Origin of the sequence: Synechococcus sp. RS9916 (assembly GCF_000153825.1) — a bacterium.
Lineage (GTDB): Bacteria > Cyanobacteriota > Cyanobacteriia > PCC-6307 > Cyanobiaceae > Synechococcus_C.
On sequence record NZ_DS022299.1, the window covers coordinates 69,262 to 81,501 of the forward strand.

The 12,240-nt window shown below is 58.2% G+C and carries 21 protein-coding genes; 15 read left to right on the top strand and 6 right to left on the bottom strand.

Going from position 1 to position 12,240, the window contains the following annotated elements; translation table 11 throughout:
* The first annotated feature begins 38 nt into the window (after positions 1-38).
* Both RS9916_RS00380 and RS9916_RS00385 read left to right on the top strand, forming a co-directional pair.
* Complete coding sequence (locus tag RS9916_RS00380; protein ID WP_038022951.1) at positions 39-1,574, top strand: carboxypeptidase M32; 1,536 nt, start codon at positions 39-41, stop codon at positions 1,572-1,574.
* A gap of 40 nt (positions 1,575-1,614) precedes the next feature.
* The gene (locus RS9916_RS00385; protein ID WP_007097138.1) at positions 1,615-1,893 is read left to right on the top strand and encodes a hypothetical protein; all 279 of its coding nucleotides are present in this window, start codon (positions 1,615-1,617) and stop codon (positions 1,891-1,893) included.
* 15 nt (positions 1,894-1,908) lie between these two features.
* On the opposite strand, the gene RS9916_RS00390 is transcribed toward RS9916_RS00385, so the two are convergent.
* Positions 1,909-2,298 (bottom strand): hypothetical protein, encoded by a 390-nt coding sequence (locus tag RS9916_RS00390; protein ID WP_007097139.1) that lies wholly within the window; start codon positions 2,296-2,298, stop codon positions 1,909-1,911.
* 172 nt (positions 2,299-2,470) lie between these two features.
* Here RS9916_RS00390 and RS9916_RS00395 point away from each other — a divergent pair, with 172 nt between their 5' ends.
* The 11 genes from RS9916_RS00395 to RS9916_RS00440 all read left to right on the top strand — a co-directional run bounded on the left by RS9916_RS00395 (position 2,471) and on the right by RS9916_RS00440 (position 8,804).
* Entirely contained in the window at positions 2,471-2,689 is a 219-nt protein-coding gene (locus RS9916_RS00395) for a hypothetical protein (protein ID WP_007097140.1), read from the top strand.
* Between the two features lie 73 nt (positions 2,690-2,762).
* Positions 2,763-2,978: a hypothetical protein gene (locus tag RS9916_RS00400; protein ID WP_369791584.1), complete on the top strand. Its 216-nt coding sequence runs from the start codon at positions 2,763-2,765 to the stop codon at positions 2,976-2,978.
* A gap of 32 nt (positions 2,979-3,010) precedes the next feature.
* Positions 3,011-3,265 (top strand): hypothetical protein, encoded by a 255-nt coding sequence (locus RS9916_RS00405; protein WP_038022957.1) that lies wholly within the window; start codon positions 3,011-3,013, stop codon positions 3,263-3,265.
* 134 nt (positions 3,266-3,399) lie between these two features.
* Positions 3,400-4,461, top strand: a complete 1,062-nt coding sequence (locus RS9916_RS00410) for a hypothetical protein (RefSeq protein WP_232199480.1) — start codon at positions 3,400-3,402, stop codon at positions 4,459-4,461.
* Positions 4,462-4,474: 13 nt separating this feature from the next.
* Complete coding sequence (locus RS9916_RS00415; protein ID WP_232199481.1) at positions 4,475-5,551, top strand: hypothetical protein; 1,077 nt, start codon at positions 4,475-4,477, stop codon at positions 5,549-5,551.
* 106 nt (positions 5,552-5,657) lie between these two features.
* The gene (locus tag RS9916_RS00420) at positions 5,658-6,590 is read left to right on the top strand and encodes an LOG family protein (RefSeq protein WP_007097145.1); all 933 of its coding nucleotides are present in this window, start codon (positions 5,658-5,660) and stop codon (positions 6,588-6,590) included.
* Positions 6,591-6,711: 121 nt separating this feature from the next.
* Positions 6,712-6,993 carry a hypothetical protein gene (locus tag RS9916_RS00425; protein ID WP_007097146.1) on the top strand — a complete coding sequence of 94 codons (282 nt, stop codon included), beginning with the start codon at positions 6,712-6,714 and terminating at the stop codon, positions 6,991-6,993.
* A gap of 108 nt (positions 6,994-7,101) precedes the next feature.
* The gene (locus tag RS9916_RS00430) at positions 7,102-7,404 is read left to right on the top strand and encodes a DUF1330 domain-containing protein (protein WP_007097147.1); all 303 of its coding nucleotides are present in this window, start codon (positions 7,102-7,104) and stop codon (positions 7,402-7,404) included.
* A 123-nt stretch (positions 7,405-7,527) separates the two neighbouring features.
* Positions 7,528-7,800 (top strand): DUF3303 domain-containing protein, encoded by a 273-nt coding sequence (locus tag RS9916_RS00435; protein WP_038022960.1) that lies wholly within the window; start codon positions 7,528-7,530, stop codon positions 7,798-7,800.
* 243 nt (positions 7,801-8,043) lie between these two features.
* Entirely contained in the window at positions 8,044-8,190 is a 147-nt protein-coding gene (locus RS9916_RS14665; protein ID WP_007097150.1) for a hypothetical protein, read from the top strand.
* A gap of 335 nt (positions 8,191-8,525) precedes the next feature.
* Positions 8,526-8,804: a hypothetical protein gene (locus RS9916_RS00440; RefSeq protein ID WP_007097151.1), complete on the top strand. Its 279-nt coding sequence runs from the start codon at positions 8,526-8,528 to the stop codon at positions 8,802-8,804.
* A gap of 478 nt (positions 8,805-9,282) precedes the next feature.
* Here the strand turns inward: RS9916_RS00440 and RS9916_RS00445 are convergent, their stop codons facing one another.
* Both RS9916_RS00445 and RS9916_RS00450 read right to left on the bottom strand, forming a co-directional pair.
* A complete protein-coding gene (locus RS9916_RS00445) occupies positions 9,283-10,506 on the bottom strand; it encodes a glycosyltransferase family 2 protein (protein ID WP_007097152.1) in 1,224 nt (407 codons plus the stop codon).
* Between the two features lie 2 nt (positions 10,507-10,508).
* Complete coding sequence (locus RS9916_RS00450; RefSeq protein ID WP_007097153.1) at positions 10,509-10,715, bottom strand: hypothetical protein; 207 nt, start codon at positions 10,713-10,715, stop codon at positions 10,509-10,511.
* 66 nt (positions 10,716-10,781) lie between these two features.
* On the opposite strand from RS9916_RS00450, the gene RS9916_RS00455 reads away from it, so the two are divergent.
* Complete coding sequence (locus RS9916_RS00455; RefSeq protein ID WP_007097154.1) at positions 10,782-10,976, top strand: hypothetical protein; 195 nt, start codon at positions 10,782-10,784, stop codon at positions 10,974-10,976.
* A 14-nt stretch (positions 10,977-10,990) separates the two neighbouring features.
* Entirely contained in the window at positions 10,991-11,146 is a 156-nt protein-coding gene (locus RS9916_RS14170) for a hypothetical protein (protein WP_007097155.1), read from the top strand.
* An 11-nt stretch (positions 11,147-11,157) separates the two neighbouring features.
* Here the strand turns inward: RS9916_RS14170 and RS9916_RS14995 are convergent, their stop codons facing one another.
* From RS9916_RS14995 to RS9916_RS00465, 3 genes are read right to left on the bottom strand one after another with little or no spacing between them, the layout of a single operon-like run.
* Positions 11,158-11,358, bottom strand: a complete 201-nt coding sequence (locus RS9916_RS14995; RefSeq protein ID WP_007097156.1) for a hypothetical protein — start codon at positions 11,356-11,358, stop codon at positions 11,158-11,160.
* Between the two features lie 6 nt (positions 11,359-11,364).
* Positions 11,365-11,841: an ureidoglycolate lyase gene (locus RS9916_RS00460; protein WP_007097157.1), complete on the bottom strand. Its 477-nt coding sequence runs from the start codon at positions 11,839-11,841 to the stop codon at positions 11,365-11,367.
* Complete coding sequence (locus RS9916_RS00465; RefSeq protein WP_007097158.1) at positions 11,838-12,227, bottom strand: hypothetical protein; 390 nt, start codon at positions 12,225-12,227, stop codon at positions 11,838-11,840. Before RS9916_RS00465 ends, RS9916_RS00460 begins: the two co-directional genes overlap by 4 nt.
* Between the last annotated feature and the right edge of the window lie 13 nt (positions 12,228-12,240).

Below are 12,240 nucleotides of genomic sequence, written 5' to 3' on the forward strand. Positions count from 1 at the left end.
CCTGTGTTTGCGAGGCTGGAGCGAGCACTGTCCGGGCCATGGGAGCGAAGGGAACAACTGCTTGGGCACGCCTGGGTTGTTATCTCCACGAGACGCGGTTGCTCGGCAGCATCCAGAGCACCCTGTATTGGGATCAGAACACCCGTATGCCTGCGGCTGGTGCCTCCTGGAGAGGTGAGCAACTCACCCTCCTGGCCCGTCAGTTGCATCAGCGGCAGAGTTCCTTGGATTACGCCGCTCTGGTCGCAGAAGCTCGCTCCGACTGGGAGGTTGAAGGGTGCAATGGTTCGCTGAGTGAGCACGAGCGCCAGGAGCGTGGCCGCAATCTGGAGCTGCTTGAGCTGGATCTGCGTCGGCAGCAACGCCAGGATCCCGAGTTGGTGGCGGCCCTGGCCACGGCCAAGGCGCAGGGCTATGACCTCTGGCAGCAGGCCCGTTCCGCCAGCGATTTCCCCCTCTTTGCGCCCGCGCTGCGTGAACTGATCAAGTTGCGACAGGAGCAGGCCAGCCAGCTGGATGAGCCGCGGGGATGCTGGGAGACGCTTGCCCAACCGTTTGAGCCCGATCTACGCCTCGAGCGTCTGCTCGAGTTGTTTGCGCCTCTGCGCCGCCGATTGCCGGAGCTGCTGCGTCAGGTGCAGGCTGCTCCCCGGCCCCGGCAGCTGAGCTGGGACCTGACATCGGAGCAACAGCAACGTCTCTGTGATCAGTTGCTCGAGGAGTGGCGGCGTGACCCGGCCATCAGCTGTGTGGCGGAGTCACCCCATCCCTTCTCCATCACCCTGGGTCCTCGCGATTTCCGCCTCACCACGCGCGTGGTGGCTGGTCAGCCCCTCTCCTGCTTCTTGGCCACCGCCCATGAATGGGGACATTCCCTGTATGAGCAGGGCTTACCGACTGCGAGCCACCAGTGGTTTGCCTGGCCCCTGGGCCAGGCCACGTCGATGGCGGTGCATGAAAGCCAGTCGCTGTTCTGGGAAAACCGGGTAGCCCGTAGTGCGCCATTCGCGGAGCGATGGTGGCAGCGTTTCCGCAGCGAAGGCGCCCCTCTCGACTCCGCAGCCCACCTGTGGCAGGCGATGAATCCGGTGGCCCCAGGCACCAATCGGGTGGAGTCCGATGAGCTCAGCTACGGCCTGCACATCATGATTCGCACCGACTTGGAACTGGCCTTGCTGGAGCAGGGGCTTCCGGTGGAGGATTTGCCGACGGAGTGGAATCGGCGTTATCGCGAGCTGCTTGGTGTTGTTCCGGCGAATGATGCGGAGGGGTGTCTCCAGGATGTGCACTGGAGCGAGGGGCTGTTTGGCTATTTCCCGTCGTATTTGCTGGGGCATCTGGTCAGCGCCCAACTCAGTGAGGCGATGACTGCTGCCATTGGCGCTCCTGAAGAGCATGTCGCCCGTGGTGATGTGGCACCTCTCTTGGCTTGGTTGCGGGAGCATGTCCATCCCGTGGGCCGAGCCCTCAATGCCGAAGGGTTGGTGCAGCAGGTCAGTGGTCAGCCCCTGTCCAGCACTCCCTTCCTGTCTTACCTCGAGCGCAAACTGGAGTCTTTAGGGGTGGCAGCGTGAGAGGTGTTGCGTTGTCAATGCCGTTCCCAACATTGGTGGTGTGCTGATGGAACCCATTCAAAAAGGTCTGGAACAGTCCTTCGAAAGCGAACGACTGAAGCGATGGATTCGCGAATGCCAGGAGATTGAGGAGCTGCGCGAGGCGGCATTGGTCTTGGTGCAGCAGTTGGATCAACAAAAATCAGCCCGTGCCTGGTTGGCTGCTCGGGCCTCTGATTCAGAGAATGCCAAGCTCAACATGCTTGCTGAGCTGATTAAGCGCACGGGCCAGCAGGGTGAATCGTCTGACGCACCAAAAGAGGACCAAGACTCGGTCTAGTTCCGGAGCGTCTCCTTAGCGCTTTTGGCGGCAGATCCAGCCAACTTTGGCGGCTGTGTCCGCCCTGCCTGAATAGTCGGCCCACTCCCCATTGGAATTGCGGCGTTCGAGTCGTCCCTCTTTGCACAGGGCCCGCATCACCAGTGGCCGCAGGACCCACTCCGCATCGGGATCCCGCTTCAGCACGAGCAGGCCATCAAAAACCACGGCCTCGCCTTTGGGTTGGAGATTGCTGAGGTATTCCGCGGCCTGGGTGGTGGCGTTCTCAAGTGCCCCGAAAAAGATCCAGTTGGCTGGGCTGATCAAGCTTTTGCTCTGCAGGCTTTCGCGCACCTGCTGCCACGGCTCGGGTTCAGCAGGAGGTTGCCACTGAGCCGCGAATGCGGGCATGGCGATGGCTGTCATGGCACATGTTCGAAGGGCAAGGCGTGCGAACACAGATGGTTTCCAGGAAGGGCGAGAGGGCAGGGAATTTCGAATAGCGCTGAGGGCCTTTGGCTTGTTCTGCAGAAGATTTCGGGCTCAAAGGCATTGATCTTCACCTTAGTCAGACTGTTACCAGCGAACAGAAGCACAGGTGGCTGATCCCAATGATCCAGGCATTGATCGTTCAGAGCCCACCGTTGAGCTCACCCTGAATGGGGGTGGGTTGAGGCTGCTGCTTGATGCTGTGACCTGTCGGTTGGAACGTTGGAGTGGTGGTGACCCTGGCGAGCAGGTGGATTTGCAACGCATGCAGACGCTGCTGACGGCTGCGATTCTTGAGATCAGCTTTGGTGAAACAGGCCAGCGTTGAGGCTTTGGCTGGCAGGCAGACTGAGTTGGCCGTCATCAGGTCAGGGATGGATCACAACGAGGCAAGTGAGTTGGTGCAGCAGATTGCCGATGCCATGGAGCAGTACGCGGCTTCTTTGACACCGGATGTGATTCGTTCGGCGAAGCAGACAGAGAGTGGTGCGCAACAGCTTCAGCGCATGGAATATGCCATTGGCACGATTGGTAAGGCGCTGATCCTGACTGATTTCAAACTCGATCAGAGCAAAGATCTCGACAAACTGAAGGGGTTTCGTTCACAGCAGTCGTAACGCAAACTGCATTGAGCTTTTGGGTATTGGAGATGTCGGACCACTCCGGACAATCGCTTTCCGCACGCGAAATGGTGCGGGCCCATGCCTATCCGGTGTTGGCGCTGGTGAGCAGTCTCAGTCTGGTGTCCATCGCCCTGTTGCAGATTCCCTCTGCCGTGAAGGACCATCGCTACAACCGCTGCATTGATCACCAGGTGCAGCTGCGCAGCACGGTGCTCAAGGGTCAGGATGGACCTGGGCGATTGGTTTATCTCAAAGCAGTCGAACACTGCGAGGGGCGCTGAGCGCGAGTTCCGCATTCACTGCCCCGCACGCGGTTGCGGTTTGCAGTTGCTTAAAGGCTTGATCGAGCGCCTGCTGTTTTTGCGAGAAGTTGGCGTTGCTGTCAACGTGGAAGCAATCGCGAGCGTGGAGGGTGGTGGCAGCAGGGCACCGTCGGCGGCGATGGCTTGTGTTGGGTGTTGTGCTTGCCCTGGTGGCGTCCCTGCTCGTCACCATGTTGCGGGCTCCGGCTCCTCCGCAGCCCGAGCTGGTGATTGATCAGCAGGAGCAGATCAGTTGGCCTACCGGGACGCAAACGGAGATCAACAATGCCGGTGAATTGCAGCCACGCCTGAAGGTGGGTGCCTATGTCACCAACATCAGCGACTTTGATCTTCTCGATGATCAATTTTCGATTGAGTTGTTGCTTTGGACCCTCTGGGATGGTGCAGCAGACGCCAATCCCAGTGACCATCTGACCCTGCTCAACGGCATCTATGACGGCGATATCCAGCGCTTTCAGAGGGTGCGAGAGGAGCAGCGACCGGAGGGGGCCTGGATCCTCTATCGGGTGCGTTCTGCTGTGGTGAAGCGCTGGCAGCTGCAGCGTTATCCCTTTGACGATCAGATTCTCCAACTGCAATTCGGTTTTGATGATCCTCTCGAGACCGTGATGTTGGATGTGGTGCAGCATCAGCCTTTTGAGGTCAGCCCGGGATTGCTGCTCTCGGGCTGGTTGTTGAAAGAGCCGAGTGCCTATGCCAGCAGCCTCAGCTTGATCAGTGATCTGGGGATTCCCCCGGCTCCCGGGGGCACCGTTCGCCGTCAACCCACTGTGTCCTTTGATCTCCCGATTCAGCGGCGCAGCCTTCTGTTCGTGGCCCCTGATTTTTTGGGCTACATGCTCGCGGTTGGACTCTGTTGCATGAGTTTGATGATCACCCGTAGCCGTGATGATTTGATCCTTGCTGCGGTGGTATCGGCGGGGGGGAACTACGTCTTCATTGCGGGCAAATTGCCGGTGACGGCGATGACGGGTTTCATTGGAAACCTTCAGCTGATCGTCTTCCTTGGCATCCTCTACGTGGTGGCCGCTGACGAGATCATTGATCACCACCTCAGCAGCTACACGCCGCGGGTCTCGAATCTCTTGAGGGTGGTGTTGCTTCCTAGTTATCTGGCGATCACGTTGCTGGGCATTGCCTGGATCATTCCCTGAGGCCCTGGATCACATGCTTTCCAATCGCCTGTCAGCACGCTCCAAGCAAGGCGCTAAGGCCCTCACCACCACCTTGATCAGCATTCTGATTCTGTTGTTGGGGGCTCTGATAGTTCAACCCCGCCTTGGGCAGCGCCGTTTATTCATTGATGATCGCCATGTCTTAACGCCGGTGGAGGTGGAGGCCTTACCCGCCGGTACCTTGCCCGTGGTTTTGGATCGCCGTCTCGGTCAGACCGAAACGAGCTTTGCCTACCGCTTGCTTCAGTTGGTGATGGAGCGCAGCGGTGAGCCGTACGCCATCGGCTTCAGCAGCGAGGTCTTCCCGCAAGACGAAGTGATGAATGCCCTTGCCTCAGGGCTCCAGAAGGGGGATCACAATTCGACCGGAATCACTGTGGGGGCCTATGGCGCTGGGGTGCAACTCAACCGTCGCCTGCGCCCCATTCGCATTCCCATCTCCGGCGGTTTGCTGGGTCTGCGGGCCGGCTGGACCAATGCCAGTCAGCAGCCATTGCTGGCGGAGGTTCGTGATCTGAAGGACTTGCGTCAGCTGTTGTTGATTCAGGGCCTTGGCTGGAGTGATGTGGAGATCCTGGATGCGGCAGGGCTCCGCACCTACACCACAGCGCCGCACTACCTGTTTCGCCTGCTGGAGAACCAGCGGGTTCAGTTGTTTCCCAGGGGGATTGCGGAGTTGGAGGGGGAATCGCAGGAGGTGCATCGTTCCGGCAGGGAGATCGTGCTCGACCCGCACCTGTTGGTTACCTATCCCTTCGCGGGCTTCTTCTACGTGAGCCCTGCCAATCCCAGGCTGGCCAAGGCGATCGAGACCGGCTTTGAGCGGGCGATTGCGGATGGCTCGTATCAAGCCTTGTTGGAAGAGGTGATTTTCACCCCCTGGCTGCGACGCCATCTCAAGCTTCGGGATCGCCAGGTGATCCATCTCCGCAATCCCGAAGCCGCACTGGCCTTGGCTGATGTCGATCCACGGCATTGGATCGTGCCCTGGAGGGCATTGGATCAGAAGCAGATCACCCGTGGTAGCCAGCTCTGTGCGTTGCCACGTTTGCGTGAATTGTGTCTGTGATGGTGTTCTGCTTTCGCTTGGCTCACCGATCACTCCGTGAAGAATCGGCACGAAGAAGTGAAAAATCTTCGGGATGCGCTGAGATGGTTTCAGCGAAAAGAGAAAGATGGCAGATCAATTCCCTCGCAAGCAGACCCTGAACACTGAAGCTGCTGACTTGAGTTGGCGAAGTGAAGACCAATCCCTCGTTGATCAAAACCTGGGGAAGATTCTGGAATCAGCTAGTTATCGTTTGGCGCATGCTGATGGGGCTCTGCTTGAGAGTGAAGAGATGCGTGGTGTTCGCATGCTTCTTGAAATTACTAAGCCTCAGCAAATTTTGGATGCTGAAGGAATCAGTTCCACCATCATTATTTTTGGTGGTGTGAACATCATTGAGCGCGCCGATGCCGAAGAACGTCTGGCGCAGGCTGAGGCGGCAGTGGCCGCGGCGCCCGAGAGCCGCACGTTGCAGCGTCAGCTCCGACGCAGTCGAACCCAGCTCGAGTTCTCGCGTTATTACGACGCTGCCCGGGAGTTCACCCGCCTGGTCTCTCAGGATCAGCAGAACGGCCATCACTCCCATGTGGTGGTGACCGGTGGTGGGCCGGGCGTGATGGAAGCGGCCAACCGTGGAGCCTTTGATGCCGGTGGTCGCTCGATCGGTCTGAGCATCAAGTTGCCTGGGGAACCTGAGCCCAACCCCTACATCACGCCTGAGCTGTGCTTTCAGTTCAACTATTTCGCGCTGCGCAAATTCCATTTCGTTATGCGTTCAGCAGCGGCTGTTCTCTTCCCCGGAGGCTTTGGCACCCTCGATGAGCTGTTCGAAGTGCTCACCTTGCGCCAGACGGCGATCAAGAGTCCCATGCCGGTGATTTTGTATGGCAAAGAGTTCTGGAGCCGCTTGATCGATTTCGACTACCTGGCTGACTGCGGTTTGATCCGTGATGAGCATCTCGACCTTTTTCAGTTTGCGGATACGCCTGAGGAGGCCTGGAGCTGGATTCAGGCTTTTGAAGCGGAGAGGGATCAGGCCCAGGAGCCACTGGCGGCTTGATGTAATCAGGCGCGTGTGATCAAGATCACATCGCGCTTTGACGGCGGTCATCCCTTCAGGCATTGCATTTGGAGAGGGTGGGGGCACCGGAGGGAGACCTCCCCGCAACCCCATCAGACCAATGAGCGTTTCCGCCAACACTGCTGCTGCCAATGACCAAGGCCTGAAGTCCGCCATGGCAATGGCTGTGGTGCTGGCCGCCGCTCCGATGATTGCAGTTCTGTCTCTTGGAGGGATGACGGCTGGCTCTTCAGACTCCGACGCTGTCTCCTGTGGTGATGCAGCGTCGGTCAAGGCTTGCCCGCAATCGTCCGGTGTCGCGCTGATTCCGGCCGAAGGACTGTTGGATCTTCATCGCTTGAACTTCACTTCAGGCTTGTTAGGCAAAGCCCAGGCCTTTTAGTTGGAGCCTCCGTGTTGAGACCGACGGGGCAGCCGCAATGGACTGGGCATTGAGGCCCGTTAGCGCAGAAAAATCATGAGAGAATGGTTCAAGAAATTTTCTGCTGAGATGGCAAAGGGATACTGGAATGTCGCAGGTTCCATCACCAACCCTGAAGGGATGGGTGCCTATCTCACTGCTGCTCAGCCCTATCTGGCCAAGTGCGGCGCCCGTTTTCTTTGCAGAGATCTGCAAACGGATGTCCGAGAAGGGACTGCTGGACACCTGACCGTGATCATTGAGTTCGAATCACTGGCTGCAGCGCAAGCTGCCTATGAGGCTCCTGAATACCAAGAGATGCTCAAGCTTCGCCAACCTCACTCTGATGTCTCGCTGTCAATCATCGAAGAAGGGGATCACGCTGGTCACTGACCAGCTCAATTAGGCGCAATTGCACCATGCGTGCTTTTCACAACGGACTTAGTTGATGCGTTGGCTTGAACAGACAAAACAAGCCATCCATGCAAGGGTCGGGAGGTCCAAAATTCAATGTCCATGACCTTTTTGATGCATTGGTCGTTCAAGACCGGCTACCACGAAATTGCCGCTAAAAAGTTCATGGCGACTGGTGCACCCTTCCCGGAGTGCAAGTCATGGAAGCGTCTCCATGGCCCTGGTTCTGTGGAGGGTTGGATTCTTGTCGAAGCCGACAACGCTGATGCTTGCTACGAACACGCGGCTGAGTGGGCGGAATGCCTCGACTGGGAGGTCACCCCTGTGCTGACCGATGAGCAGGCTGGCCCCCTGATTGCAAAGGCATACAGCTGAGATCCCTGGATTGAAAAAAGCCTCGCCATTGGCGGGGCTTTTGTGTTGTCTGTTCTCTCGCTCCTTAGGAGGTGAAGTGGGGGCTGGTGGGCTTGAAGCCAGTGAGCAAATGCCCATGGGCGTGTTCTGGATGACTCAGCATGCGCCTAGAGCACGTTATCTTTGGAACACGTTGGCCACGAGTGTGTGGCGCAGTTCGATCTCAAGCAAGCAACGGGGCTTGAGACGCTGTAGGAGGTTCTGATGAACACCCTCGCATTGATCAAGAAAAAGCAGCTCAAGGCACAGAGCCTGCAAGAGGCCCAAAAGGTTCTCGCCACGGTTTCGGAAGCGAAGGACTACACCTCAGCCCATCTGTCTCCGGCAAAGCTGGCCCAGCTTTCTGCTTGATCACACAGCCCAGTGATGGGTTTGCCCCGCCCGCAAGGTGGGGTTTTTTATTGCTTGCCTTGCAATCCCTGATCAAAGTGATGCCTCATCAGCACGTGCGTTATGCGAGGGGTCTCCTTTCTAGAGACTGTTTTTTATCTGATGTCTTGGTTCAGAAGTCAGTGATTGCAGGGCTCTTGTAGCCAACTCAGTCCGGCTCGACTGATGGCGGCCAAGCGCTGTTGTCAGTGATCACCGTCGTGGTAGAAGAAGTGCGCTTTGGCGTCTTAGGCGGGGTGAAGGAAAGACAGAATTAGAAAGATTGTTTATGTTGAAGCCTCTGTGGGCTGGAAGTCATGCAAGCGGCACCGTTAATTATCCTGACTCTGGCATTCCTTTTGGATTGGGCATTTTCGGTCTTTGGAATTCTCACGAAATGGAGTTTGTTCCCTGATATTTTCAAATTTCAAACTGCGGTGACAGCCGTCGTCTGTATTTTTAGTGCTTTCCTTGCCGCGGCGTTGCTAATTGCCAAGAAGTTTGAAAGCCGGCTGATGGGCTTTTCGGTCACAGCGGTCTGTGCTGCGGCAAGTGCTTATTACGTGACGGCGGCTTTGTCTTGGTTTGTCGACTGATTGATGTTTTTACTGCCCTTGTGGAGGTATTGCGCTTCTTGATTGTATTGATTGCACTTGTTGAGCTTGAATTGGTTTCGTGGAGATGTGTCTCTGCTGTGTTGATTTCGGCGAATTTGTATCCAGCCTGAATGGGAAAAACTCAGGCCTGCTGACCCTTGAAATCTTGGGTATTAGTGGCTTCGGGAGGGTGGGCGTCTGGCTAAGTGCTGCTCGTGATGGGTGCCGACATGGCCAATGGAGATGGTCTGGGCTCCAGTTGTTCCCAAGGAAAACTCCGGTGAAGCCAAAGTCGAATCCAAAATGTCTGGTGGTTTTAAAAAGCCTCAGGAATCGGTCGCTGTTGCGATCATTGCTTGATCGCTGATTGTCAGCACGTTCACTGGCCCCGCCACAAGCGGGGTTTTTTTTGCTTGTGCTGCAACCCTTCACGCTCGTGCTCCAATCCCTCACTTGAGCGATGCGCCATCAGCAGGCGCTACGCGAGGGGCCGTCCTTTCCAGGTCCAACCTCGCCCAGTCAGGCTGCGCCACACAGACGTGGGTGCGATCGCGGCCACGATCAGTCCTCCCAGCCCCATTAACCACCAGTGGGTGAGGGGTACGGCAAAGCGTTGGCGAATCCAGAGCCGCAGAACGAGTTGCAGCCCGATGCCGATGCCCCCCAGCAGAGCTGCGGCTGACGCCAAGCCGATCGTCTGGGTTGGCGTGTGGCTGTTGTTGATCAGCCAAAGCAACGTTATGGCCGCAGATGCTGTGATCAGCCACGGACCGCTGAACATCAGCAGCACCACGCCGCCGGCTCCCAAGGCCTTGGTCACACTGCGATCCAGTCCCAGAAACCAGTTTTTGCTCCAGCCTTCCCACAGCGCCCCGAGATTGGCGTACATCTGCAGATCCACTGCATCGAGGCCCAGGCAGTAACGCAAGCGATAACCGCCTCCCTTGATCCGGCGTGCCAGCGCCAGGTCCTCCACGACCTCATCGGCCAGGGCTTGATGGCCGCCGATGGCCGTGTATGCCTCGCGGCGAAACAGCATGAACGGACCAGCCGCGAATGCCACTGGGGAGTCGGGGTTATTGGTTTCCTCCATGGGGAAGCCGAGGCCGAGCAGGCTGGCCATGATCGGTTGCACCATCCACTCCGCCAGGCAGCTGCACACCAACCTCGGTGCGAGGCTGAACAGATCGGCTTCTTCAGCGTTGGCCTGCGCCAGAGCGCGGCGCAGGGTTTGGGGCGCCAGTTCCACATCGGCATCCATGAACAGCACCCAGTCGGTCTCCACCGACGCCATCGCACGGCTGCAGGCCCAGTTCTTGCCCACCCAACGCTCTCCGCTGGGGCGAGGTCCGGCCTGAAGCACGGAGGTCTGTGCCTGTGAGGGCGTGGTTTCGATCGTGGCGGAGGCCAGGTTGACCGTGGCGTCACTGGAGTCGTCATCCACCACCACAACCCTCCAGTCCGCGCAGGGGGTCTCGTTGCGGAGCACGCTGCTGAGGCAACGGCTGATGTTGGCGGCTTCGTTGTAGGCGGGGATCACCACCGTGAGCGATGCGGTTGGTGGTGATGGCGCGATGGTCGACGCGTTGCTGAGCACCGGGGCGACTGCAAACACCCGTTGCAGGCCGATCAAGAGAATGGTGAGGCCGAGTGCGGCCGCTCCAGCTCCCAGCAGCAGAGCCGTCAAAACCAGCAGGAGCATTCCTATCGCTTCAGGGCTGTGCGTTCATCACGACTCCACCACACCAGCAGCATCCCGATCAATGGCATCTGCAGATTGGTGACCAGGCTCCTGTGAGCGACCAGTGCCATGCCATTGGCGAAGAACGTGGTGCCATCCATCCCCATCACCACAACGAGGGCAGTGATCAGGGCCGAGATCCAAAGCGTTATCTCCCCCTTTTCAAGCATTTCTTTCTGTTTTTGGGATGCGAGATCTCAGGTGGCCGATAGCGTTGATGAAGCCGATCGCAGGGGATGGACGCTGTAGATCTTGAGGTGGTGAATGTGCTTTTTTTCCAGCAGATGCTGGATGCTGTTGAGCACGAGCGTTGGGACGAGGCGGCGATGGCCCTCTTCAAGCTTTATGCCATCGAGGATGGTGAACGTTTCACAGATCTTGAGCTGCCGCTGAGTGATGGGGAGGAAGACCTTACGGTCAGGGCTGCCTGAGGAGCTCTCGCTTCATGCTCTGGATCTATGGGTGGATCACAGCCATCGTGCTGGTGCTCTCGATTGTGCTCTGGGCTTTGAATCTTGCTGAGGTGGACCGGGTACTGTCCAAGCCGCGTCGCATGATCAAGTCGTTGCGCCATCGCACGCGCCGCCGTATGCGTTGTTGATGCGGAATGCATCACGGTGTGTTGCAGCTCTTGGCCCGAGGCCTGGAGTGAGTCGCCATCCAGCGGCATAACCCGAACAGCAGTTGCTGATAGGCCGATGACAGCCAGTCGGACGCCGATCCGATTTCATCACGCTCAGGATGAGGCCCCTTGCCGTTGCCTTGATTGCCGCCGGCTTGAAGATGCGATTCGTCGCGCGGTGACGGCCCCACCCCTCGTTACGTCAGTGTCAGCCTGAGCTTGTTTGCCAGGGTCTGGCAGTTGTGGTCATTCTGATTCGTGTCGCTCAGTTCGAGATTGAAGAACAGTGCGGTGGGTGTTTGAAAGAAAGGACCGGCATGCCAGGTGCCTTGGTGCAGTTTCACGGCCTCCCCTGCTTCGACTTTCACCAGCTGCACCGTGTTTTGGTCCAGCTCGTCGGCGCTTCGTGTGGGTTCGGCCACGGCTAACCACCAGGGTTGGGCATCCGCTGATCCCAGGCATTGTGTGGCGCGCAGGTGCCGGGTCATGCTCCCGACCACCGGCGGTCGGCTTTGCAGGCGCATCAGGTAGTAGCGGAGATTGTCTCCATCGAACAGCAGGCTCGCCTCCGCTGGACCGGCGGGAGTCATGTCATCGACTGGCAGGATTGCTGTACCGAATCGCTCAAACCGACAGTCCTGCAGTCCCTTGGCGCTGAGGGTGGTGAGGCTCATGGCGTTGGCTGCGCTGGATTGCAGGTGTAAGTGATGATGTCCCCACGGCGCTGCTTCCATTCCGGATGGTCAGGGTCAACAGCGCGCCACCACCAGCGACCATCGGTGTAACTCGGTGGGCCAGCGTTATTGGTGCGGGGCAGCTGAAACGTCTGCCCGCGCCAGCTGATCAGCACGCCATCCCCCGGCACGGTTCCAGATTCGATGTTGGGAACAGAGTCGGGGAGTCCGCTGATATCCACCGCTCCCGCAATGGGAGTCAGGGTTAACGGATCGCCATCACAAAGCCATGTGCTGGGACTCGCAGCCGATGCGCGGAGCGGCGACACGAGCAGCATCACGACCAGCATCAGGCTCTGCAGCAGCTTGGGGATCCCCTTGGGCACAACAGTCGTGCGT